Here is a 25,760-nt window from a genome sequence, read left to right as displayed (position 1 = left end):
AAACTATTGACATGCTTTCCATCTTTTCCTCTTTGTCACCAAACTACTTGGAGAACAATATTTCGCGATACTTGGTCAAAGGCCAAAACTCGTCTGCAATCAATTTTTCCAATTTATCGGAATGCTCCCGGATCTTTTCAAAATATGGCCTCACATTATCGCAATACGCCTTGGCCTTTCTATCCACCATGGACATGCCATTGGCACGTTTGCGTGCATCCGCCATCTCGTCGGTAAGTTTTTTTATACTAAGGATGTGTTCTCCGACCTGTTCCAAAATATTCAATTGGCTTTCTGCGACTTTTTTGTGTGCCGCCCCATATACTTCTTTTAACCCTCGAATGTTCTTTAACAACACATTTTGGTATTTTACGGCTGCAGGAATAATATGGTTGTACACCATTTCTCCCAATACCCTTCCCTCTATCTGGATATGGAAAATATAGGCACCCAACTCTACTTCCTTATGTGCTTTAAGCTCCACTTCGCTCAGTACTTTCATCTGTTTGAACAGCGAAATACTTTCTTTGGAAGTAATTACCTGTAGTGCTTCGGGAGTATTTTTGTTGATGCTCAATTTGCGTCTGCGTGCCTCTTCTTGCCACTCCAGTCCATATCCATCTCCTTCGAAACGGATACGCTTGGAGGTTTTGATATATTCTCGCAATACGTTAAAGACCGCCTCGTCCTTTTTCAGGTTTTTCTTGTCGATCAGGGTATCGACCTCCTTTTTAAAATCTGTAAGTTGCTTGGCCACAATAGTGTTGAGCAAGGTCATGGGCTTGGCGCAGTTGGTTTTGGCCCCAACCCCCCTCATTTCAAATTTGTTCCCGGTAAAGGCAAACGGAGAAGTTCGGTTCCTATCCGTATTGTCCAGCAGTATCTCTGGTATTTTACCTACCACATTAAGTTTGAGCTCGGTTTTTTCTTTAGGAGACAGCTTTCCCTTGGAAACCCCTTCGAGTTCGTCGAGCACATCGCTCAATTGTTTACCTATAAATATGGAAATTATTGGTGGAGGCGCTTCGTTAGCCCCCAACCTATAATCATTGCTCGCAGATGCAATGGAAGACCTCAACAATTCCTCATAGGTATCCACCGCCTTAATGGTGTTTACAAAAAATGTAAGGAATTGAAGGTTTTTCATTGGCGTGGTTCCAGGACTCAACAGGTTTACTCCCGTATCGGTGGCCAAAGACCAGTTGTTGTGTTTTCCGGACCCATTTATTCCAGCAAATGGTTTTTCGTGGAAGAGCACGGTGAAATTGAATTTATCGGCAATTTCCTCCATAACATCCATTAGTAATAGATTATGGTCTACGGAGAGATTGGCTTCTTCAAAAACCGAGGCCAATTCAAATTGGTTCGGCGCCACCTCATTATGACGGGTTTTGACGGGGATTCCCAATTTGGTGCATTCTTTTTCGAGTTCGCTCATAAATGCCAAAGCCCGGGCAGGAATCACCCCAAAATAATGATCGTCCAACTGTTGTCCTTTGGCAGAAAAACTCCCCACTAAAGTTCGTCCGGTGACCGAAAGGTCTATCCTGGATTTGGCCAAAGATTTATCGATTAAAAAATACTCTTGTTCCCAACCCAAGGTAGCATGTACTTTTCTAACATTTTTATCAAAATACTGTGCTACGGAGGTCGCCGCTTCATCCACAGCGCTCAATGCCCGCAGCAATGGCGCTTTATTATCCAACGCCTCGCCGGTATACGCCACGAATATGGTAGGTATACAAAGAGTGGTCTTATAAATAAATGCAGGAGATGTTGGGTCCCAAGCCGTATATCCTCGGGCTTCGAACGTATTTCGGATACCGCCACTGGGAAAACTGGATGCATCCGGTTCTTGCTGCACCAACTGGGCCCCTCCAAACTTCTCCATGGCCCTACCATCTGGAAGCAGATCAAAAAATGCATCCTGTTTTTCAGCTGTAGAACCTGTGAGCGGTTGAAACCAATGGGTATAATGGGTCGCTCCGACCGATAATGCCCACGCTTTCATCCCCTCCGCTACCTGATTGGCGATTTTACGATCGATTTTGGTTCCTTGAAATATTGCCGATTTTACGTTATCCAATGCTTCTGCAGTTAAAAACTGAAGCATTTTCTCTTCATTGAAAACATTTTTCCCAAAGAGTTCGGACCTTTTGCCCGTTTCGTTGATATTGGTATATGTTCGATTGCGGCTTTCGGTCAGTGCTTGAAATCTTGTTTGCGGCATATTGAAGTATTTTTAATTTTCAAATCTACAATTAAGAATTTAATAATTAATAATCAAAAAATTACTTTTTTGATATTTGACCCCACCTTAAAAAGGGGTATTTTAAACATTAAACGAAAATTTGTGATTTTACCCCCTCAAAATACAGATATTCCATCGAAACAATTATTTTTGTGAATCATAAAATATAAAACGATTAACTACCGGAATTATGAGCAAATCTAAATTAGAGTATCTATGGTTGGATGGATATGACCCAACAGCCAACATCAGAAGTAAGACCAGAATAGAAGAAAACTTCAGCGGCAAACTAGAAGATTGCCCCATGTGGTCTTTTGACGGTTCATCCACAAAACAGGCAGAAGGTGGTAATTCCGACTGTTTATTGAAACCCGTTGCCATTTATCCAGATCCAGCCAGAAGAAATGGTTTTTTGGTAATGACAGAGGTTTTAAATCCGGATGGAACGCCTCATGCCAGTAATTCGAGGGCGACCATAGACGATGCCGATCACGATTTCTGGTTTGGTTTTGAACAAGAGTACTTTATAATGGATACGGCCACCCAGCTGCCGTTAGGCTTCCCCGTTGGCGGTTATCCGGGTCCACAAGGATTATACTATTGTTCCGTAGGTGGTAAAAATACTTGGGGCAGGGATCTTGTTGAGGAACACGCCGACCTTTGTTTGGATGCTGGTCTTCAGTTCGAAGGTATTAACCAAGAGGTTGCTGCCGGGCAGTGGGAGTTCCAATTGTTCGCCAAAGGCGCCAAAAAGGCCGGAGACGAGATTTGGGTCGCACGTTACCTATTACAGAGATTGACAGAAAGTTACGGATACTATATTGAGTACCACCCAAAACCGATCAAAGGGGATTGGAACGGTTCCGGTATGCACGCCAACTTCTCCAATACGTTGTTGAGGACCTGTGGATCTAAAGAAACATATGAAAAAGTATGTGAAGCTTTCCGCCCGGTTACCAAAGAGCATATTGCCGTTTACGGTGAATTTAACGATGAAAGATTGACCGGACAGCACGAAACAGCTTCCATTAAGGACTTTAGCTACGGTGTTTCCGATAGAGGTGCCTCTATCAGGATTCCGATCATGACCGTGGAAAAGGGCTGGAAAGGATGGTTGGAAGACAGAAGACCTGCTTCCAATGCCGACCCTTATAAGGTAGCTGCCAGAATTATTAAAACGGTTAAATCCGCGGATATATAAGTACACATATTAATTAGTTGTTGATTATATATGAAAACCGTCCCAGATTTGGGGCGGTTTTTATGTTATGGTCATATATATAAATACCACATAGAAGGTTAAAAGAATTAAACCATCTCTCCAGCCCAACCGTAATCCTTTTGGAAAAAACACCAATGGAAAAATAAGAAAAGATATCCCAAGCATCCAAAAGATATCGCTGGACAACAACCCCTCGTCCATTACGGTTATCGGGGTAATTATCGAAGTTATTCCCAATACTGCGAGCAGATTAAAAATATTGGACCCGATCAAATTCCCTAAAGAAATCGCTTTTTCCTGTTTGATCACCGCGATTACCGATGCTGCCAACTCCGGAATACTGGTTCCTACGGACACTATGGTTATCCCAATTACACGATCACTTACTCCAAAGGAGGATGCCAGACCCACTGCACCATCAATAAGCAGCTCGGAACCTCCCCAAAGTGCAGTTCCCCCTATCCCCAGAAACAGGACTATTTTATACAATGGCAAAGGAACATCGTCCTCCGGCATTTCGTCCACTACCGCTGTTTTTTGAAACCTCAGCAAGTAAACAAGGAACACAAATAGCAAGGATACCATTATGATCCCTTCATATTGTTCCAGAACCCCATCAAAATAAATAAAGCCACAAAACAACAACGAAGCAACTATCATAACCGGCCAATCGGTAGTGTAAAAACTTTTACGTACATCTATACTTCCCATTATTACGGTAATGGCCAAAACCAGTCCCAGATTTGCGATATTGGACCCCACAACATTGCCCAGGGAAAGGTCCGGAAACCCATCCAAAGCCGCCTTAATGCTTACAATAAGCTCAGGGGCAGAGGTGGCAAAGGAAACCACCGTCATACCAATAACAATTTTAGGGATATAGAGCCGCAAGGACAGGGCTACCGCCGATTTTAACAACCAATTTCCACCTGCTATAAGCAGAACCAATCCTAAAACAATAAAAAGTAGATTTCCCAAAAATGTATGATTTGCATGCAAATATAATGGAAGAATAACTCACCCAAGAAGGTTATAACAAAAATAAAAACTACTTTTTTAGTTAATAAACTATAAAAATAGTTGCTTAACTATAAGATTAGTATTATGTTTGGGCAACAAATACAGTATTATGCAAAAATTGACCAACAAGGAAGAGGAAATCATGAAAATTCTCTGGGAGCTCAAAAAAGCGTTTGTAAAAGAAATTCTTGAAGAAATTAGAGGTGAAAGACCTCATTACAACACCTTGTCCACCATAGTTAGAAACCTACAGGAAAAAGGATTCGTAGACCACGAAGCGTTCGGTAACACCCATCGGTATTTCCCTTTGATCACCAAAGAACAGTACCGCAAAAAATATGTAAATGCCGCAATTGCCGATTACTATAACGACTCTTTTAAGAGTTTGGTCTCACATTTTGCACAAGAAGAAAAGATATCGGTTTCCGAGCTAAAAGAGATTATTGACCTAATTGAAAAGAAAAAGTAATGGAAACCATTCTACTATATATTTTACAATCCTTTCTTGTGGCCGGTGGTTTTTTGGCGGTGTACCATATTTTTCTAAAAAAGGAGACCCTTTTTATGGAGAATCGGCTGTTTTTGGTTGCAGGCCTGGTACTGTCCTTTATCTTTCCATTACTTAAAATTCAGCAAACCGTTGTAGCGGCCCAACCTATTTTAGTGCAAGTCGGCGAAACCTCCTCCCAAGTACCCGCCACAACAGGTCAAAATGGCTTTATTGTCCCCGAGGGTTTAATCATAGCCTTATATTTATCGGTCGCCATTTTATTATTTATAAAATTCATTACAAGGTTGCTTTCGCTAAGAAAGCTATCCAGAACCGCAAATATTAAAAAGGAAAGTCCGTATGTTCATATGATTACGGAAAAGCGGATTTCCCCCTTCTCGTTCTTCAATTATATTTTTTATAATCCGCGATTGTTCGAACCAAACGAACTACGCTCGGTTTTGGAACACGAAAAGGTCCATGCAAGACAATATCACACCTTGGATATTCTATTATTGGAAGTTTTAAAGATAGTTTTCTGGTTCAATCCAATTCTATGGTTGTATCAAAGTGCAATAAAACAGAACCTAGAGTATTTGGCGGATCATTACGCCGTGGAAGAAACGGACAACAAAAAATCCTACCAGTACCTTATGCTAAAACAGGCGGTCGATCAAAAAGAATACACATTGGCCAACTCATTTTATAATTCATTAATCAAAAAACGAATAGTCATGTTAAATCAAAATCAATCGAAAAAAATCAACATTCTTAAAACACTGGCCATAATGCCTCTATTGGGATTGCTGCTTGTGAGTTTCAATATTGAGAAAAAATATCTTTATAAAGATTCCGTCACCCTCGATAACGTTATGGTAAAAGAAACACCAAAAGACGACAAGATGGTAGAGCTAACCATTGACAAGAACACCACAGATGCGGATTTGGACAACATTAAAAAAGATTTGGCCAAAGAGGGTGTGGACTTTAGCTATACCACAGTAAGGAACGACGACGGCGAAATTATTTCTATCTCGTTGAACCTAAGCGGAAAAAACGCAAACGGTAAAGACTTTAGTGGGAATTACAACTCAAATTCCGATAGTCCGATCAACCCTATAACCGTACTATACGATGATACGAACAATGCGGTCTCCTTTTGGAACGCAAAAAAGAAAAGTAAGGTTAAAATCCATAGAACGGATGATAGTGACGCCTCATGGAGTACGGATGACGAAAAAGAAATTATCGTAAAAAAAGTAGATGGTAAAAAGAAGGTATTCGTCAATGGTGAGGAGGTCAATGAAGATAAGCTACATACCATGGATATACATTTAAATGAGGATAGTGATGAAGAAAGTGTTTTTATAGTCAAACAAAAGGGTAACGGAAAGAAGAATGTAAAAATTGAGAAAATTGGAAAAAAGAAAGACGGTGCATTTGTAATGAAAATGATTGACGACAAGGATGTGAACATTGAGAATAAAACAAATGTAATGGTCATTAGGGATTCCGATGATGACGAGGATATCGAAGTCAGCGGTGATGACTCGAACTTCCTTTTTATAAGTTCTGATGATAAAGGTCGACCACTGTATATTGTGGATGGTAAAAAAACAAAACAAAAAATTGTCAATAAAATATCACCATCCGATATTGAAAATGTAACCGTTTTAAAGGGAGACCCTGCTATTGAAAAATATGGTAAAAAAGCTACAAATGGAGTGGTTGAGATAACCACCAAAAAAAATAAATAATTCCTTTTTAAACCATAAAAACTTAATGTTGAATGAGTCGCTTTTTTTAGCGGCTCTTTTTTTTATCGAGAAACGAAACAGCTAAAAATAGCGCTTTTTTAAACGAAACCTCCCTAGGTTTTGGTAAACCTATTAAAAGACCCCCTACAATTCTAACATTATTTAATCACATACACACTTATAGGTTACATATATTAATTTTTACCAAGCATCAATATTACACTTATAGCAGCTTACCGTTTTAAAAGATTCAATCTCGTATTCAATTGCATAGATTTTTACTCAATTGCTTGGAAGCATGACTTTTATCATTCTATATTCGAAAAACATACAAGCAAAATAGTTGTTTGTTCAACATTTAAACCAATCTAAAAAATGATCGCAATCGTAAAGTTTTTCATCGCTCTTTTAATGCAACTCCTGACTCTAATTTTTATTTAAAAAACACCGAGCTACCTGCAACCTTATAAGATATAACCTATAAGTTGCTTTGCCTATATTTGTCCTAAACCCAATTAATTTATGTTTTACAAGGTTTTGGCCAAAATAAACAAGGTTATTCTCCCGTCATATTCTAAAAAGGGACTGGATCTATCCAAGGCAAGTAAATTGCAGCTAGCGATAATCGGGTGGCGCTATTTTGTAACCACCAAGGCTTTGGACAATAGTTAATATCTCAGTAGGGCTTTTACAGGATAACCGTTGAGCTTATCGCCCCCCTTTAAAAAGGAAAGTTCGATTAGAAAATTGCACTGGACCACCTCTCCCCCTAGCTTCTCCACTAATTTACATACGGCTTCGGCAGTCCCGCCTGTTGCCAGTACATCGTCGTGCACCAACACCTTGTCCCCTTCCTCAATGGCGTCCGTGTGGATTTCCAAGATCCCCTTTCCATATTCCAGATCATAGGACTCAGAAATAGTCGTATAAGGCAGCTTTCCTGATTTTCGGACAGTTACAAAACCAGCACCTAGTTTTTCGGCCAACATGGGAGCAAAAATAAAACCTCGGCTGTCCACCCCTACTACTTTATCAATTTTCGTATTGCCAATAAACCCCACCAAGGCATTGGCCGCCTTTTGCAGCGCTGTGGCATTTTTTAATAGGGGCGTTATATCCTTAAAAGTCACGCCCGGTTTTGGGAAATGCTTAATATCACGAATGTAGGGTTCAAAATCCATTTTTGTTCGCTAGGGTTTTGTGGTAAAGTTAAAAAGAAATATATTTGCAGCCCTTAAATAAGGCCGCGTGGCGCAACTGAATAGCGCATCTGATTACGGCTCAGAAGGTTGCAGGTTTGAATCCTGCCGCGGTCACAGAAAAGGAGCTATTAAAAATAGCTCCTTTTTTATTTCTGGCACCCCTGTATATTAATCTCCTACATTTCCAACCGTATTACTATCTATCCTTAACGGTATTTCAATATAACCATCCCCATACCATTTAATGATCAAAGGCTCTTTCGCATCATTGATGGTTTCTTCGCTGACATTTTTTCCCGTTCCATAATTTATTTCCGTAAAGGGTTCTTTGTTTCCGTTGACGACCACTACCAAACGACTGCCCTTGCTTATCTTTTTACTGGTGATCCGCACAATGCCAAAAGGAAGTTTTGTTTTCTTGTTGGGTATCAACAACTGCCGTTTCTCAAGACTATGCGCAAAACTGGCTCTAGCCTTATAGGGCAAGGTCAAGGCAAAGAATTTACCATCTGGGGTCTGTTCAAACAAGACTACCGTATAATCAAAATCTTTTTTGTTAATGGACACCGAAATTTCGCCACCAAAGGATCCGTTCAATTCAACATCGGATTCAAAAGGTTGGGTGATAAAAGAAAAACCACCGCCAACCATAAGGCTATCCGTAACAATTGCCCGCCATCCACTCGAATTCCAAGTTCGATCGCTACGGTCGGTAAAATCTATGACCTGTTCCAAATATTCGCTGGAATCCAAGGGTTGCTGGGAGAGAGTGTAATGTTCATCCTTGTCATTGTTTCCCGTTCCAAACAAAGATGCGAAAGTTACACCCGAACGCCCATTGCCTAAATAATACTTTAAAGTATCAGTTGCCATGGCCTGCAAAGAAGGGGCATGACCCCATTTGTTCGCTCCCATTACCTGATAATTGATTTTATCCTGTAACAATGCTGGTTTGGCTTTTCCTTTTAAAATATGATCAAACCACTCAAAGATCAAGCTTGTGATATCAATTTGGGCCACTGGATCAATATCGTATCCCATAATATGACGATTAGGTTTCTCCTGGGCCCCAAAATGGGTGTAGGGTCCAATCACTAGATAATGTGCTGCATTTGTTTTGAATTTGGTATGTTCTTTTAAATAATACTGTGTTCCCACTTGCCCCCCATCATAATATCCAGTCGTGGCCAAAACAGGAATATTGATATGGGCAAATTCTTCTTTGTAGGGCATCATGTTTTGCCAATAATCATCATATGTTGGGTGTAATAAGCGCTCTCGAAACTGTGGATTGGGCAATCCATCCAAGCTATCCATTGCTTTGTAAGCTACGCCGGTTTCAAACCATTTCAAGTTCAAATTGTTCCAACGTTGCCAATTGTTATACAATGTGGTGTCCAAATACTTGTTGTTGGACACATAATGGTTCCAAGGATAATGAAAGTTCCAATGAATGCCATTCTCCATAGGTTCGGCTATACCGGGTGCTGCCGAAACGGAGGGCACAATAGTTTTAAGCGCTGAATGCACCTTGTATTTTACCGCGGCCCATTGGGTAAACCCCACGTAACTTCCACCGTACATCCCCACTTTTTGATTGCTCCAATCCTGTTTGCTGATCCAGTCGATTACTTCATACGCATCTTTTGCCTCATATTTATAGGGTACAATCGAATCCGGGCTCAATCCTTTGCCTCGGGTGTACGAAACCACACCTATATACCCATGGTCGGCCGCCATTTTTGCCCTGTCCAGGTCATTTTTACGGGCATAAATGGTGTGGAACAAAATAGTTGGGGCTGGCTCCTCCAATTCGGAATTTCGAACGATTATCGCATGGATATTTGCGCCATCGGCTGTTGGGATCAAGATACTATCCTGAACCAGATAGGATGAATTATTTTCAGTAATGATTCTAGGGGGCCGAACTTGATTTTGCTCCTTGCATGCAGCAAAAAAAACAAGGACTATTGCAATACCAAAAGCTATTAAACTGATTGATTTTTTCATTTTGATTGATGTTAGGATTGGGACATAGATGTCCTACTGCTGTTTGCTTTTTTTGTTCGTTTTTGAATGTGATTGTTTGTAAATAGCTACAAACTATTTCGTTTTTTGAAGCTTACGGATTGCCTACTCGATAGATCAACAATTTCCCCCGTGGTCAATACAAGTCGTAGTTTGTTATTAAAATAGGGCTGAATTTCCTTAATGTACTCGGTGTTGATGATCTGACCTCTATTTGCCCTAAAAAAGATATCAGGGTCCAATCTCTTCTCCAATTGGTTCAACGAGCGTTTGATCATAGGTTTTTCATCACCAAAATATAGCCGCGCATAGTTGTCCATGGACTCGATTAAACTAACCTCCGCCAATGCAATAAAGTACACCTTTTCACCATCTTTAATAAAGATTTTTTGATGGCTCGCCAAGGGTACCTTCTGCTCTTCTTCCTGCTTTTTAAACTCAAGCTTTACTTTTTCGATAGTCTTGGCAAAACGTTCTTCCCGAAGCGGTTTTACCAAATAATCCAGTGCATTTACTTCAAAGGCCTGAACCGCATATTGATCATAAGCAGTCGTGAACACCACTTCTGGGACAGTTCCCAACTCCTCCAATAAATCAAAACCTGATTTTCCGGGCATGTGGATGTCCAAAAAAATGAGGTCCGGCTGTTCCTTTTCCACCAATACTTTGGCTACTTCCACATTGTTTGCCTCCCCAATTATGGTAAATTCCGGATAGTGTTCCAGTGCTCTTCGTACCTCTTCACGAGCCAAGCGTTCATCATCTATGATCAATGTTCTATAATTGCCCATTATTGTTCAATTGGAATTAGTAAAGTGGCCAGAACCACATTTTCCGAAGGCGTTTCAATCTCGATCTTCGCTAGACCATCATATTGCAACAAAAGGCGTTCACTTAGATTTTTAAGCCCTACTCCCGCATCTTCTCCTTTTAAGAAGACCCCAGGATTCTTTACCTGAACCACGACATAACCTTCCTTTTTTTGGACTGAAATATCTACCGTACCTCCTTGTATTTGTTTATCCACGCCATGCTTTATGGCATTCTCCACCAATAGTTGGATACTCAAAGGTGGAATTTTTACTTTATCGAGGGATTTGTCAAGGTTCATTTTAATGGTCAATCGTTCTTCAAACCGAAGCTTTTCCAACTCCACATAATCGTTTACCAAAGCCATTTCTTCGGCTATGGAAATGGTCAAGTGCTCCTTATCGTAGAGCGATGTACGCAATAGATCGGACAACAAATCGATGGCCCTTCTTGCTCCGGTCGGGTTCTCAACAACCAGCGCCTTGATCGAGTTCAAAGAATTGAACAAGAAATGAGGATTGAGCTGTGCCGATAAATTATCCAACTGACTTTGCTTTGCTTTGATGGTAAGTTGGGCATTTACTTTTGTCGTATTTACTTCTCTCATATAAAAATGATACGCGTGATAGGCCAGTACCCAAATTGCCATATGCCTCAAACCTGTGATCAAAACCGGGTTCCAAACCAAGATATTTTCCACAAAGACATTTACCTCATTGACCAAATAGATATATGCCGATGTTTTTAAATTCATGAGCTGCATAAACAAAACGGCCAAAATCAATATGGACGGTATGAGCTTTTTCAACAATGGTCTAATGCCCATTTGATTCCATTTAAAATGCAATGCTATGGTCCTATATGCGTGGGTAAGCCCAATGCAGATGGAAACATCGAGCACATAGTTGATCATGGCATGGGAAACGGTAAATTGGTCTCTGTCCAGTGCAATATAAAGCCACAACAAGGATACCATGCCCCAACCTATAAGTTGGCATTTCCAATAAAGTGATAATCCCATATGTGTGCCTTTATTTTCCAATGCTCTTATTTGAAATGTACTTTATACTAAAAAATATTACTCGCCGACTTTTGAATAACTGGTCAATTCATTGGTATACAAACCATAACCATCATCATTTATATGTTTGATGTATGTTTTCAATGCTGGGGCATACCACCAAATATCGGTCATCTCACCCTTAAAACCTCTTGAATTTGTCACAATCCCTTTATATTCAATTTTATAGGCCTCGAATTTCCCTGCTTCTACATTCAGTTCTTCAAAGGAAACAACTTCAACATCCTGACTGGTTTTTCCGGTGGTTCCCTCGTTGTTCGCCCATTCGGAAACATACTTCCATTTTTTTCCTACTTGCAAAGGCCAACTCCTAAATGGTGTACTGCTCTGGTTTTTATTTATTTCAGTAGGAATTTGAAGGGTATCCGCTCCGTTCCACAGCCCCAAGGTACTCTTGTATTTAACAACTTCTTGTACATCCTCGCCTTCTGCCCGAACTTCACCATCTACTTTTCGTTCCCATTTCCAAGTCCATTTTTCTCCCATTTGGTAATCTTTTACAATGGGTTCATTGGTTTTTTTTGATGCACAGCTAGTGAAAATCAATACTAATACAAGTTTTGCAATTACTCCTTTTCTCATTTGTTCGTTTTTTGATTGATGAATAACTTGATACAAAGCAATGAAAATCATCCTACTCTGTACAGGAAAAGTACAGGAGTGCAGGTTTATGGGGTTAAATGGCAGAAAATAGTTGGTAACCCGACGTACCAATAATGAAAATGGGAAATATATTATTGCGATTATGTTGCATTTAAATTGTAGTTATCTATTTTTGCGACTGTGTCGCGTTATTTTAATGTGAGCATACTTTCCCTATCAAAATAGGTATATGAAAAAAAATAAAACAGCGCTTATAGAGGAAATAGGGGACATGCACCTATCCTCTTCTGTAGAAACTCCTTTACGAGATGATGCTTTTATCAAAAGTGATGAGGAAAAAATAAAAAACATCCAAGCACATTTTAAACAGATAATGGAAGAGTTAGGGCTGGATCTGACCGACGACAGTCTTTCCGGAACACCGTACCGCGTTGCCAAAATGTACGTTAAGGAACTCTTTTATGGTCTTAACCCTATAAACAAGCCAAAACTTTCCACATTCCAGAACAAGTATGGGTATAAAAAAATGCTGATAGAACAAAATATCACCATTGATTCTGCCTGTGAACACCATTTTTTACCCATTACCGGTCATGCGCATGTGGCGTACATTCCCAACGAAAGGGTAATAGGCCTATCCAAAATAAATAGGTTGGTGAACTATTATGCACATAGACCTCAAGTACAGGAGCGATTGTGCAAGCAAATCTTGGAAGATTTACAAAAAACATTGAACACCCGTTGTGTAATTGTAATGATAACGGCCAAGCACCTTTGCGTCTCTTCCCGTGGCATAAAGGATATATCCAGTTCAACCATTACCATCGAATATGGTGGAGACTTTGAAAAACCAGCAACCAGGAATGAATTCCTTAATGCGCTCAACAAAGAAAACGGAGAATAAAACTGTTATCGGTAAAGTTTGAACGCAGAAAAAGGAAATGAGAAACATGGCCTACCCTAGTAGTCATAGTCTAGAAAATACCCACAATAAAACATGAACAAAACCAACAAATTGCCCGTAACCATATTAAGTGGATTTCTTGGGGCCGGTAAAACAACATTGCTCAACCACATTTTACACAATAAGGCCGGCCTAAAGGTAGCTGTGATCGTAAACGATATGAGCGAGGTTAATGTTGACGCTGAATTAGTTAAAAACGAAAACACCTTATCCAGAACAGAAGAAAAACTTGTAGAAATGAGCAATGGCTGTATTTGCTGTACATTGCGCGAAGATCTAATGATCGAAGTAGAACGCTTGGCCAAGGAAAACCGGTTCGATTATCTATTGATCGAAAGTACAGGTATCAGCGAACCTGTGCCTGTTGCGCAGACCTTCTCATTTGTGGACGAGGAACAGGGAATAGATCTTTCCCGTTTTAGTTATATAGATACCATGGTCACCGTTGTGGATGCCTTCAACTTTTTCAAGGATTTTGGAAGTCCCGAAACCCTTATGGACAGGAGCCTTACTGATATTGAAGGTGATTACCGAACCGTCGTAAACCTACTGACCGATCAAATAGAGTTTGCCAATGTAATCGTTTTGAACAAAACAGACCTGGTCTCCGAAGAGCATTTGGGAGTCCTAAAAGCATCCATTCAAAAATTGAATCCTTCCGCATGTATTATCGAATCCAGTTTTAGCAAAGTTGATCCAAATAAAATCTTGAATGCAGGACTCTTCAATTTTGAAGAAGCTGAACAAAGTGCCGGATGGATAGAGGAATTAAATAAGGAAGAACACACCCCGGAAACCGAGGAGTATGGGATAGGTTCTTTTGTTTATAGAAGTAAAAAGCCCTTCGATCCCATAAGATTTTGGGACTATGTTTCACAAAAATTCCCCCATACCATAATAAGGAGCAAGGGTTTGTTCTGGGTTGCCTCAAGACCGGAACAAGCTCTGGTATGGAGTCAGGCCGGAGGTTCGTTAAGAGCCGACAGCGCAGGGCTTTGGTGGAGCAGTATGCCTTTCAACAAAAGGATACAGTTTATGTCCTTTGCACAAAATCAACAGCAAATAGAAGCAGAATGGGACCCAAAATTCGGTGACAGAAAAAATGAAATTGTTTTTATAGGGCAAAACATGGACCAACAGTTGATTGCACAGAGCCTGAACGCATGCTTGGCTACAGACGAGGAGCTTTCTACCAAAAAATGGCAAAGTGGCTATGATGACGAATGGCCCGTCCAAAGAGTCCATCTTATGGAATAATTGATTCCAAAACCTTATTGACCTTTGACCATATCCGTGGTATAATTTCTAAACCATCGCATTAAACCTTTGTATTCAAATGAAAAACTTATTTCCCCTCCTATTGTTGTTCACATCGATGTTAACGGCCCAAAACCAAAGGATAAAAATATCCGGTTCTGTTACGTCGCATGGCAATCCAATACCCTTTGCTACAGTTTATATGGAGGGCGATACCCAAGGTGCGAGTGCAGATTTTGACGGATATTACGAACTGGAAGTCCCAACTACAGTTGGCACAATCGTTGTTCAGGCCCAAGGATACAGAACCTTACGGCAAGAAGTGAATCCAGTTCAAAAACAACAATTCAATTTTGAAATGATCGAGGACGCGCTGGGACTCGAGGAAGTAGTGGTAAGTGCCACAAGAAACCGAGTAGAAAGAAAAAGCACTCCCGTTGTTGTTTCTTCCATTAAACCCCGCTTATTGGCGGCGACCCAGTCTCCTACCCTCGCAGAAGGATTGAACTTTGCTCCCGGTGTTAGAGTGGAGACCAATTGCCAAAACTGTGGTTTTACCCAAGTTAGATTAAACGGCCTCGAAGGTGGATATACGCAAATATTGCTCAATAGCAGGCCCATATTCTCATCCTTATTGGGGGTGTATGGACTAGAACAGATCCCTACGAATATAATCGAAAGGATAGAAGTTGTAAGAAGCGGAGGTTCCGCTCTCTATGGCTCCAATGCAATTGCCGGAACCGTAAATGTTATAACCAAAGATCCTGTTTTGAATACTTGGGAAATTGGCAGCAATTTGGCGTTGGTAGACAGGGACGCAGTTGACCGTAATGTAAACTTTAATGCCTCTATTATATCCGATGACCTGTATAGCGGTATAACACTCTTTGGCGCGTATCGTAACCGAGATGCCTACGATGCCAATGATGATGGCTTTACCGAAATGGTGGAACTACGGAACACCACCGTTGGCGCAAAAGCATTTTACAGACCAAGTGACCTAAGTAGGATTTCCATCAACTTAAATGCCATAAAAGAATTTAGACGAGGAGGTAACCGGCTGGATTTGGCCCCACAGTTTACCGATATCACAGAACAGTTAGACCACGATACTTTTATAGGCGGTACAGAATATGAAATAAACAGTAAGGATCGCTCCAATAAGTTCCAAGTTTACACTTCGGCATCGTACACCAACCGAAAGAGTTACTACGGAGGTCTAGGGGGTGGCCGAACACGTCAAGATAGTACCTTGGCGAACAATGCCTACGGTAGCACCAAGGACCTTGCTTGGGTTAATGGCATACAATACACCAAAACCTTTAAAAACGGTGATGTGCTAACGACCGGATCGGAATACATCCATAGCAACACAGAAGATGGCATACCTGGATACAATAGACGTGTAGATCAAAGTGTAAATTCATTGGGGGCCTATGCACAATACGAATGGAAACCTACCGAAAAGTTCACTGCCCTGTTGGGAGCTCGATTAGATAACATAAAGGTTGATGGTCTTTATACCATTGGTAATATTTCCAGAGATGTGGATATTAGTCAAACCGTTCTTTCCCCAAGGTTGACCATATCCTATCTTTTTACGGATGAATTGCGTTTTCGCGGAGGGTACGCCCGAGGCTTTAGGGCACCTCAGGCATTTAACGAGGACCTTCATATTTCCAGTGTGGGCGGCGAGCCATTGTTTGTTATTCTGTCGGATGACCTGGAAACCGAATATTCCAATGCCTATACAGCTTCATTAAATTATTCCAAAACCAAGGGTCTACTGCAATTCGATGCCCTGCTCGAAGGATTTTACACCACCATACAAGATCCGTTTACAACAGTGAGTACAGGCGCCACGCTTGCCAATGGTTCTATTTTGGAAGAAGTTCGAAATGGTTCTGGGGCAAAAGTATATGGCTCCAATTTTGAATTGGGGCTTTCGCCGGACCCTAAGTGGCGGTTTCAGTTGGGCGGCACATTGCAACAATCTAAATATAATAATACTCAAATTCTTTTTGAAAGTGATGGCACCCTTGGAGAAACCGACATCATCATAGATGAGTTTGTCCGAAACCCTAATCTATATGGCTACGCGAATACCTCTTGGATTCCGAATACAGCTTTCAATATAGACCTTACCGGGACCTATACAGGTAGAATGACCGTTCCCTTGGTCATCAGTGATACTGGATTTTTACAGTTAAATGAAGTAGATGCCTTTTTTGACCTCAATATTAAATTGGAAAGTCACTGGGATTTTAACGATGATTTTATGATCACCCTCTTTGGAGGTGTCAAAAATATTTTTGACAGTTATCAGAACGATTTTGATTCGGGACCGACCCGTGACTCGGACTATGTCTATGGACCCGCTGCCCCAAGATCCGTATTTGCAGGAATCAAAATTGGAAAGTTACATTAACATATAGTATGATAGTTAAAACATGGCTCGGAATATGTTCTTTACTGTTACTGTCTCAAAACATAACAGCACAAAAAAGCGATCAAATCAACTGGATAACATTTGGCCAGTTAGAAGATTCGTTGGCCGTAAACCCTAAAAAAGTCTTCGTCGATTTCTATGCCGAATGGTGTGCCTATTGTAAAAAGATGGATAAAGTTGCTTTTCGGGACAAGGAGATAATCACCAAATTGAACAGGGAGTATTATGCCGTAAAAATGAATGCAGAGAGTACCGACACCATTACTTTTGCGGGAGAGACATTTATGAACAAGCAAGTTGGTTTGGAAAGAGCACCTATACATGAAATCCCAATTCTTCTTGCTTCAAGAACAAATCACCCTTTTTCGCTTCCATCCATAATTATTTTTAATACTAAATTCGAAGTTACCCATCGTTATTTTGAGTATTTGTCCCCGCAAAAAATGAAGCATATCCTGCGCATTCACTGAATTACGTTTGTAAACTATACTACAATAACCAGTCTATAGAACCCCCCATTACCAACCTTGAAAAAAAAATGATCCCCCTAAAATTAGGGGGATCGTTACGATTGAAGTTTTGGGTCAATCGATAAACAAGAGGTCAAAACTTAACACCTTACGTATAAGGTTTTGGATTGTTGTTTAGCTAATTCATTTTAACCCTTGATTTTCTTCGCCATTTTTTTCTCCAAATTCAACGCATTCAGTTCGTCCAATAATTTTGCCAGTTCTTGACTCAGCTCTTCGTAAACTTGGTAGGCACCATTGGTAGGTTTTGATTCTGCGCTATCCACTATTAAACTAAGGCTGGCCAACTTGTTGTTCAATTTTATAGGATAGTTTAAAGGATCCTGATTACTTTCATTTTTAACCTGGTACAATTCACTTTCTATGGCATCCAATTTTTTTAATGTGGATTTTCTGATATCGTCCCCCATTTCCTTTTTGTATTTTCGGATGGCGATAACAGCTTCGTTGGCCTCGCTTAATTTGTTCCTTAAATTCATTAAAAGGTCAAATTGCTTTTTAAGATCGGCCGAACTCACGTTCTTCACCCTTGGATCCATTTTCACTTCAAATTCTTTGGTCTCGCTTTTGCCATCTGCGGTTATCCTTACCTGATATTTTCCAGGAAGGGCCATTGGACCTCTTTTAGGGCGTGCAGACCACAGGATCATTTTATCGAAAACAGTGGCGCCTGGATAACGAAGGTCCCAGTTAAAGGTGTTCAGCCCCATGTGAGTAGTGGGCACATCCTTATCTTTTTTCTTCTTGCCTTCTTCTTCCTCGTTCTTATCCTTCTCTTCGGTTGCCATTTCCTCGGTAGGATCTTTGGGGGCAAACTTTCTGATTACATTTCCGGATCCATCCAAAATCTCGATGGTTACCTCATTGGCTTCTTTACCCAAATAGTACTGAAAAACAGCATCTTGCACTCGTCTTACTGAATAATACGGGGTGTACACATGCAGATCTTTCTGTAAAATATCTTCTTTGTACTCACGTATCGGGGATATATCATCCAAAATCCACATAGATCTACCATGGGTTGCAATAGCAATGTCCTTTTCGGTAACGACTAGATCGCGCACAGCTACATCGGGTAGGTTCAACTGGAACGATTTCCAATTTTCCCCCGCATCAAAAGACACATACATTCCGTGTTCGGTACCTGCATAAAGCAATCCGGGCACTTGTATATCTTCTCGAACGGCATGTACATAATGACCTTCTGCAATACCATTGATGATCTTGGTCCAAGTGGCACCGTAATCGGTAGTTTTGTAGATATATGGGGCACGGTCGTTCATTTGATACCTTTTTATGGCAACATAAGCTGTACCGGCATCATGCCTTGAAGCATCGATAATACTGATTCTTGAGTGTTTCGGCACATCGGGAGGTGTTATATTTTCCCAAGATTTACCATGGTTTCGGGTAATGTGCAACATTCCATCATCTGAGCCTGCCCAAATAGTATTCACATCATGGTACGAAGGTGCCAATGCATAAACAGTGGCATATAATTCGGGACCACTCATATCCAGGGTAACGACCCCTCCGCTTTCCCCCATGGTCTCCGGGTCGGCATAAGTTAAGTCTGGACTGATTTTTTCCCAGGATTGCCCACGATCGTTGGAGACCCATACGTGTTGGGAAGTTACGTAAAGTCTATCCGAATCCAGTGGGGAAAATACTATAGGATAGGTCCAATGTACACGCTCGGGCAAAGTTTCTGCCGGTTCACCCATAAAATAACGTGGATATGGCTCAATTCTCCTACTTTCTCCTGTTCTCCTATTATAGCGGGTAAGTACTCCGGAATAACTACCGGCATAGAAAACATCCAAGTCTTCCGGGTCTTGGGTTATATACCCGCTCTCACCTCCACCAACGGCATAATGGGGCGTGGATTTTTTTAAAGTGTTTGTTCTTGCCGTTAAAAAGTTCCACCCTTCGCTCGGGACAGCAATGGTACTATTGTCTTGCTGGGCACCTGCCACAAAATATGGAAAATCGTTCGTCGCAGTAATATGGTAAAGTTGAGCGGTCGGAAAATTTTCATCTGTCCAGGTTTTACCGCCATTTACCGAAATAGTTCCTCCTCCATCGTTGGCCTGTGCCATACGCATTGGATTGTTAGGGTCTATCCATAGATCATGGTTGTCGCCATGCGGCACTTTAATCTCTGTATCGAACTTTTCTCCACCGTCGGTGGATTTCCAGAAATTTACGTTGAGCACATAAACCACATCCTTGTCCTTTGGATCTGCATAAATACGTGTATAGTAAAATGCCCGCTGACGCAATTTTCGTTCGTTGTTGGTCTGTTTCCAAGTTTTCCCCCCATCATCGGAACGAAAAACACCGCCGTTATTGGCTTCGATTATGGCCCAAACACGGTTGGAATCTACCGGGGATACAGTTACCCCTATTTTACCGATCGGAGCTTCTGGCATTCCTGGTAAATTGCTCAGCTCTTCCCAGCTTTCACCTCCATCGGTGGATTTAAACAGGGCAGATGCTCCACCACCTCCCCACATTTTCCACGGGGTTCTGTATACTTCCCAGATAGAAGCGTAAATCGTATTTGGATCGGAAGGATCCAAGATCAAATCGGCCGCACCTGCTTTTGGGCCCTTGTACAGGATTTTTTTCCAGGTGTCCCCTCCATCTGTGGTTTTAAACACACCTCTTTCTTCGTTTGGGCCAAAAGGATGACCCAAAACTGCTGCATATACAATATCGGGGTTGGTCGGGTGGATCCGTATCCTCGAAATGGTCTGCGAATCTTTTAAACCGGCATGTACCCAGGTTTTTCCCGCATCGGTGGATTTGTAAACACCATCACCCTGCATAATGTTGCCTCTAAACTCTGACTCTCCCGTACCAATGTATACGATATCCGGGTCACTATCGGCCACATCCACCGCGCCTACAGAGGACGAATTGATCTGTCCGTCGGTAACTGGGTCCCATGTGTTACCTCCATCGGTGGTTTTCCAAAGTCCTCCGCCGGTAGCACCAAAATAGTATTCGTTCTGTCGGTCCGCGTGACCTGCAATACCAATGGAACGTCCGCCACGGTATGGCCCTGCTACGCGATATTCCATGGATTTAAAAAGTGTAGTGTCCAAAGGTTTGTTCTGCGCCTTTGCATTTGTACCCAAAAGTGAGATACAGAAGCCCAAACCACTTAGTGCAATATATTTTATCTTTTTAAAGTGTTTCATAATTGTTGTTTTATTGGTTAGATAAATTAGCGATACGCTTCGTTTTGCTCGAGATTTGGATTTGCATCGAGTTCAAATCTTGGGATTGGAAAAACTGCCCTTCCGATTTCTGGAATGCTTACCGCCGGCCCATTGTTTCTGTTGATATTTTGAAGTACATCCATAATCTGTCCTGTTCGGGTCAAATCAAAGAAACGGTGTCCCTCGAAGGCAAACTCCAGTTTTCTTTCTTGCCAGATTAGCTCTAAAACTTCCTGTTTAGTTGCTGGGGTAACTGCAATGGCATCAATACCTGCTCTAGTTCTAACCTCGTTCAAATCGTCGATTGCCCCATCAAGGTCATCGGTCTGGGCCAAGGCCTCTGCCCTATTTAGATACATTTCGGAAATACGGATGATATGGATGTTATCCAGTCCGCCTGCTTTTTGATATTTGATTTGAAAATTGCCGTTGGACTCGGAAAATCCAAATAACTGTCCGCGAACATCCATTGGATCGGATGAAGCCTCCAAATAAAACTCCTGGTGCGAGGTTAAATCCCCACGGCCGCCATTGGGATTGTACCAGTTTCGGATGCCACTTTGATCGGTAGTGTTAAAATCGAGTTCAAAAACCGATTCTTGGTTGGATTTGGTGACAAATATGTCCAAAAAATTTGGGTTTAGTGTGTACTTAGGGTCAGCAATTACATCTGTTGAATAATCGATTACGTCTTCGTAGTATTCTAAATACAGATACAATCTAGAAATTAATGCCCGTGCCGCTCCTTTGGATGCCACTGTTTTGTCGTTGGTATCCGGCAACAGCTCTATAGCGTTCAACAAATCTTCTTCTACTGCCAAATAGGAATCCAGCAGTGCGGGCCTTTCTGGATAGGTGATCTCCTCGATAGATCCCGTTGCCTCTCTTATTACTGGCATACCCATGGTCCCTACCACCCCGGGAACACCTCCGTACACCCGGTTTAAGTCGAACAAGGCCAACGCTCTAATAAAATATGCTGCGCCCAATTTTGCATCCTTGCTTTCGTCGGTGATATTATCCAATTCTGCAACTTTTTTGAGCACATTGTTGGCAATATTAATGGCAGAATTGGCTCTTTTATAAAAATTATCGTTCTCGGTATTCCCCGCGGCCGATACTTCGTAAGTGTCCATTTCACGATAAAAATCCCAAGTTCCAATACTTTGGGCTATATCGGACGATACATCTCCCATGATCAGGAAATTGTCACCGTAGTAGTCCGAGCTTTGCAATTCGTTGTACATACCGTTTACCGCGGCACGGGCACTGGTCTCATCGGTAACCACTGAAGCTTCCTCCACTTGATTTTCAGGTGTCCTCTCCAGTATATCATCGCATGCGGTGGTTATCAACAATCCGAGCACGGTGGTATATCTCAGGAAAGTCTTCACGTTTATATTTATGGTCTTATACATTGGTTTATTTTTTTTTAAGTTTTTCACTCCTATTTCTTTGTTTTTCAATTAAAAACTTAGGTTGATACCTGCCATGATCGTCATTGGGGAAGGAGTGGTAAAAAACTCAACTCCTTGGGTCAATGATGTATCTGCAGTTGCAGTCACTTCCGGATCTAATCCCGAATAATTTGTAATGGTCACAATATTCTGACCTGAAACATATACTCTTGCCGTTGACATTTTTAAAGATTCCGTGATCGAAGATGGCAAAGTATAACCCAATGATATGTTTTTCAATCTTAAATAGGAACCGTCTTCCACAAATCGAGATGGTCTAAGATCCGATGCATAATTGGCCGCAGACATTCTTGGTACATCAGTAATATCGCCCGGCTGTTGCCATCTGGCCAATTGCGAAGTCGTGTAGTTGGTACCCCTACTACCGCCATGTTCCATAAAAAAGCGTGTAAAGTTCAATTGCTCGTTTCCGTAGGAGAATTGCCAGAAAAAGCTAAGATCAACTCCCTTGTATTTCAAAGTATTGGTAAGTCCTCCAAAAAAGTCCGGGTTGGCATCGCCAACAATATATCGGTCGGAGCTGGTTGAAAATTCTCCATCCCCATCATAATCTTCAAAAATGGCATCACCTGTCTGTGGATCTACGCCCAATTGTTTGTGCATGTAGTAGGAATACATCGGTGCACCTTCTTCATATCGGAACAAATCCCTGTTGTACACATTGAAAGGAGCTGCCAGATCTAAAATTTTATTTCTATTCCCGGAAATATTTCCATTGATGTACCAAGTCAAATCATTATCCGTTGGGAATACTTCCACACCCAGACCTATTTCCACACCTTGGTTTTGGATAGCTCCCGAATTTTGGATCACCGACTCAAATCCGGATGTAGTTGGCACAGGTACTTCCAACAATAGATCTTCGGTCTTTTTATAATAATAGCCGGCCGTAAAGTTGACTCGGTTATCGAACATGGTCATATCCATACTGATATCCGTCTGCTTTGTAGTTTCCCACTTGAGCGAAGGATTTTCCAATTGTAGAGGACGTACGCCTGGCTCAGAGGTGTATGCAGCTCCTTCCCAAAGACCGACCGAATTAAAATCGGTAATTCCACTTTGGTTACCGGTGATACCGTAGCCCACCATAAACTTTAGGTTGTTCAAAAACTTAACGTCCTGTAGAAATTTTTCTTTGGATATGACCCATCCCAAGCCTACCGCTGGGAAAATTCCCCAACGATTGTCCTTTCCAAATCGGGATGAGGCATCGCCCCTTAAGTTTAATGTGACCAAATATTTTTGATCAAAATTATAATTGACCCTCGAAAATATGGAGGCCAATCCATAGCTCGTGCTCCCTGAACTGGCATCTAAAATAGCTGCTGAGCTTATTTGTCTAAAATCGTTGGTAGGAAAACCGGTCCCACTCGAAAAACCATATCTTCTGATCGACTTTTGAACGGAATTACCCACCAAAATATTAAATGCATTTTTTTCCAAATTAAACTGATAACTCAAAACATTTTCCTGAATCCAGTTATAATCATCGAGGGTATATAAATCTGCACTTCCCTGTACGGCACTACCCGCATTTGTATTGGTATTAAGGTATTCCGTTTCCCTATTATTGGTATAATCCGCACTAAATGAAGATTTTAACCTCAACCCGGGCAAAAAGGTATATTCGGCAAAAACGGTACCTAGAAATCTTCCTGTTTCCATTTGGATATCCACATCGTTGATCGTTGCCAAAGGGTGGTCAATGGTAGGGATACGATTATAGTTGCCATCTGCATCCAACACCTCCATATTTGAAGGGTAAAAGTGCGAACCGGCAAAGGCTCCGGCAATATTATCGCTATTGGGCACTATATCCCGATTGGAACGGGAGTATAGCATACTTGTTCCCATGTTTAGTTTGGAATTTACCCTAAAATCCATGTTCACCCTTCCTGAGAAACGCTCAAAACCAGAGTTTTTGATCAATCCCTCTTGCGAATAGTTGTTGGCCGAAACAAAGTATCTTGCTTTTTCTCCTCCTCCTTTCACGGAAAGATCTATGTTTCGAATGGGAGCTCCATCGTTCACCACCAAATCGTTCCAATTGGTATTAACGGCGTTGGCCGGATCGGCATAGGGCTCTGGACGGCCATTGTTACGGGCACTCTCATTCATAAGAGTTTCGAACTGTTGGCCTGTTACCAATGATGGTTTCTTTACATAACTCTGTACACCTCCATAAACTCCAATACTGACCACGGCCTTGTCCCGCGTACCTTTTTTAGTAGTAATGAGTACCACTCCGTTTGCCGCCCTGGAACCATAAATTGCAGTAGCAGAAGCATCTTTTAAGATATCTATGGATTCAATATCGGCAGGGTTTATATCTGCAATTGGGCTAACCGTTGCTCCACCGACATCGTTTTGGGAAAGGTTTCCACTTTGGATTGGAATTCCGTCCACTACATAGAGTGGATCACTGGACCCACTTATGGAAGAGGAACCACGGACCCTAACAAAAACACCTCCTCCTGGATCGCCCGAGTTGGTGGAAACAAATACTCCGGGAGCACGCCCTTGCAAAAGTTGATCTGAGCTAGCTACCGGTAGGTTTTCAATTTCCTCTGCCTTAACCGACGAAACATTACTGGTCAAAGTTTCACGGTTCTGCTCACCATAGGCAACTACCACTACTTCACTCAACTGCTCCGAATCTTCCACCATGGTTATAGTAAGGTTGCTTTGGTCGTTTACCGGCACTTCCAACGGTTTAAATCCTAAATAGGTTACTGCCAAAACTGCCCCCGGAGCAACGGTCAATGAAAACTTACCATCAAAATCAGTTTGTGTTCCGTTTGAGGTACCTTTTTCCACCACATTTGCTCCCGGCAACGGCATTCCATTATTATCGGAAACAACTCCACTGATTTGGTTTTGTTCGCTCTCAATGTCCTCATTGGGCATCGCTTTTTTAGCCGTAGGCGGATTCGCAGCTATATTTACAATTATCTGACGACCTTGAATGGCATAGGACAATTTTGTGTTTTTAAATACGGTGTTCAATACATCCGTAATGTCACCATTCTCTATCTTTAAGGTTACTTTTTGATCTAAAGAAGTAATACCACTTTCATACAAAAAACGGTAGGTAGTCAACGATTCTATCTTTTTGAATACTTGTTCCACCGTCACATTTTTCATGTGCAGATTTAGTGGGACTTCGGATGACCGATCGTTTGCCTGAAGCTGAAAAAGACTCAGCGCCAAGAAAAAGGTTAACAGATTAAGCTTGGACCTTTTGACCGTTGATTGGTCTGGCCTAATAATCCTAGTTGGGGTTTTTTCCATGTTATTTGAGTTTGAAGTTAGTTATTAGTAAAGCCAATTGGTTTTTTGGCCCAACACTGGTTGGACTAATTGGCCTGGTTTCTTATGGTTGTATAGGAAT

18 protein-coding genes and 1 tRNA gene are annotated in these 25,760 nt (G+C 41.4%); 9 read left to right on the top strand and 10 right to left on the bottom strand.

Annotated elements, in window-relative coordinates; translation table 11 throughout:
* Positions 1-43: 43 nt before the first annotated feature.
* Positions 44-2,230, bottom strand: a complete 2,187-nt coding sequence (locus AB9K32_RS09535; protein WP_369885041.1) for a glutamine synthetase III — start codon at positions 2,228-2,230, stop codon at positions 44-46.
* 211 nt (positions 2,231-2,441) lie between these two features.
* Here AB9K32_RS09535 and AB9K32_RS09530 point away from each other — a divergent pair, with 211 nt between their 5' ends.
* Positions 2,442-3,452: a glutamine synthetase beta-grasp domain-containing protein gene (locus tag AB9K32_RS09530; protein WP_224835258.1), complete on the top strand. Its 1,011-nt coding sequence runs from the start codon at positions 2,442-2,444 to the stop codon at positions 3,450-3,452.
* Between the two features lie 60 nt (positions 3,453-3,512).
* Here AB9K32_RS09530 and AB9K32_RS09525 read toward each other — a convergent pair whose 3' ends face one another.
* A complete protein-coding gene (locus AB9K32_RS09525; protein WP_338193466.1) occupies positions 3,513-4,451 on the bottom strand; it encodes a calcium/sodium antiporter in 939 nt (312 codons plus the stop codon).
* A 151-nt stretch (positions 4,452-4,602) separates the two neighbouring features.
* Here AB9K32_RS09525 and AB9K32_RS09520 point away from each other — a divergent pair, with 151 nt between their 5' ends.
* From AB9K32_RS09520 to AB9K32_RS09510, 3 genes are all read left to right on the top strand, one after another.
* The gene (locus tag AB9K32_RS09520; RefSeq protein ID WP_369885040.1) at positions 4,603-4,962 is read left to right on the top strand and encodes a BlaI/MecI/CopY family transcriptional regulator; all 360 of its coding nucleotides are present in this window, start codon (positions 4,603-4,605) and stop codon (positions 4,960-4,962) included.
* On the top strand, positions 4,962-6,740 hold the full coding sequence (locus AB9K32_RS09515) for a M56 family metallopeptidase (RefSeq protein WP_369885039.1): 1,779 nt from the start codon (positions 4,962-4,964) through the stop codon (positions 6,738-6,740). Before AB9K32_RS09520 ends, AB9K32_RS09515 begins: the two co-directional genes overlap by 1 nt.
* A gap of 522 nt (positions 6,741-7,262) precedes the next feature.
* Positions 7,263-7,412: an SsrA-binding protein gene (locus AB9K32_RS09510; RefSeq protein ID WP_369885038.1), complete on the top strand. Its 150-nt coding sequence runs from the start codon at positions 7,263-7,265 to the stop codon at positions 7,410-7,412.
* On the opposite strand, the gene AB9K32_RS09505 is transcribed toward AB9K32_RS09510, so the two are convergent.
* Positions 7,409-7,921: an adenine phosphoribosyltransferase gene (locus AB9K32_RS09505; protein WP_369885037.1), complete on the bottom strand. Its 513-nt coding sequence runs from the start codon at positions 7,919-7,921 to the stop codon at positions 7,409-7,411. The two genes, AB9K32_RS09510 and AB9K32_RS09505, sit on opposite strands and share 4 nt — an antisense overlap.
* 61 nt (positions 7,922-7,982) lie before the next feature.
* On the opposite strand from AB9K32_RS09505, the gene AB9K32_RS09500 reads away from it, so the two are divergent.
* A tRNA-Arg gene (locus AB9K32_RS09500) sits at positions 7,983-8,056 on the top strand.
* A gap of 54 nt (positions 8,057-8,110) precedes the next feature.
* On the opposite strand, the gene AB9K32_RS09495 is transcribed toward AB9K32_RS09500, so the two are convergent.
* The 4 genes from AB9K32_RS09495 to AB9K32_RS09480 form a co-directional block, all read right to left on the bottom strand.
* Positions 8,111-9,952 (bottom strand): CocE/NonD family hydrolase, encoded by a 1,842-nt coding sequence (locus AB9K32_RS09495; RefSeq protein WP_369885036.1) that lies wholly within the window; start codon positions 9,950-9,952, stop codon positions 8,111-8,113.
* Positions 9,953-10,038: 86 nt separating this feature from the next.
* Positions 10,039-10,761: a LytR/AlgR family response regulator transcription factor gene (locus tag AB9K32_RS09490; protein WP_369885035.1), complete on the bottom strand. Its 723-nt coding sequence runs from the start codon at positions 10,759-10,761 to the stop codon at positions 10,039-10,041.
* Positions 10,761-11,801, bottom strand: coding sequence for a sensor histidine kinase (locus AB9K32_RS09485; RefSeq protein WP_369885034.1), 1,041 nt, complete (start codon positions 11,799-11,801; stop codon positions 10,761-10,763). Before AB9K32_RS09485 ends, AB9K32_RS09490 begins: the two co-directional genes overlap by 1 nt.
* Before the next feature lie 57 nt (positions 11,802-11,858).
* Positions 11,859-12,443, bottom strand: a complete 585-nt coding sequence (locus tag AB9K32_RS09480; RefSeq protein ID WP_369885033.1) for a hypothetical protein — start codon at positions 12,441-12,443, stop codon at positions 11,859-11,861.
* Between the two features lie 250 nt (positions 12,444-12,693).
* On the opposite strand from AB9K32_RS09480, the gene folE reads away from it, so the two are divergent.
* The 4 genes from folE (at position 12,694) to AB9K32_RS09460 (ending at position 17,604) form a co-directional block, all read left to right on the top strand.
* Positions 12,694-13,368, top strand: a complete 675-nt coding sequence (gene folE / locus AB9K32_RS09475; protein ID WP_369885032.1) for a GTP cyclohydrolase I FolE — start codon at positions 12,694-12,696, stop codon at positions 13,366-13,368.
* A 93-nt stretch (positions 13,369-13,461) separates the two neighbouring features.
* The gene (locus tag AB9K32_RS09470) at positions 13,462-14,685 is read left to right on the top strand and encodes a GTP-binding protein (protein ID WP_369885031.1); all 1,224 of its coding nucleotides are present in this window, start codon (positions 13,462-13,464) and stop codon (positions 14,683-14,685) included.
* Positions 14,686-14,764: 79 nt separating this feature from the next.
* Complete coding sequence (locus tag AB9K32_RS09465; RefSeq protein ID WP_369885030.1) at positions 14,765-17,113, top strand: TonB-dependent receptor domain-containing protein; 2,349 nt, start codon at positions 14,765-14,767, stop codon at positions 17,111-17,113.
* Between the two features lie 8 nt (positions 17,114-17,121).
* Positions 17,122-17,604, top strand: a complete 483-nt coding sequence (locus AB9K32_RS09460) for a thioredoxin fold domain-containing protein (RefSeq protein ID WP_338193450.1) — start codon at positions 17,122-17,124, stop codon at positions 17,602-17,604.
* A 188-nt stretch (positions 17,605-17,792) separates the two neighbouring features.
* On the opposite strand, the gene AB9K32_RS09455 is transcribed toward AB9K32_RS09460, so the two are convergent.
* Genes AB9K32_RS09455 through AB9K32_RS09445 form a run of 3 tightly spaced genes read right to left on the bottom strand, consistent with a single transcriptional unit; the run spans position 17,793 to position 25,513 of the window.
* Positions 17,793-20,870 (bottom strand): WD40/YVTN/BNR-like repeat-containing protein, encoded by a 3,078-nt coding sequence (locus tag AB9K32_RS09455; RefSeq protein ID WP_369885029.1) that lies wholly within the window; start codon positions 20,868-20,870, stop codon positions 17,793-17,795.
* 26 nt (positions 20,871-20,896) lie between these two features.
* Positions 20,897-22,309 (bottom strand): RagB/SusD family nutrient uptake outer membrane protein, encoded by a 1,413-nt coding sequence (locus AB9K32_RS09450; RefSeq protein WP_338193448.1) that lies wholly within the window; start codon positions 22,307-22,309, stop codon positions 20,897-20,899.
* A 48-nt stretch (positions 22,310-22,357) separates the two neighbouring features.
* Positions 22,358-25,513 carry a TonB-dependent receptor gene (locus AB9K32_RS09445; RefSeq protein ID WP_369885028.1) on the bottom strand — a complete coding sequence of 1,052 codons (3,156 nt, stop codon included), beginning with the start codon at positions 25,511-25,513 and terminating at the stop codon, positions 22,358-22,360.
* Between the last annotated feature and the right edge of the window lie 247 nt (positions 25,514-25,760).

Source organism: Allomuricauda sp. XS_ASV26, from assembly GCF_041224615.1.
Lineage (GTDB): Bacteria > Bacteroidota > Bacteroidia > Flavobacteriales > Flavobacteriaceae > Flagellimonas > Flagellimonas alginolytica.
Note: the sequence above shows the minus strand (reverse complement) of the source record. Positions and strands in the feature narration are given on the sequence as shown.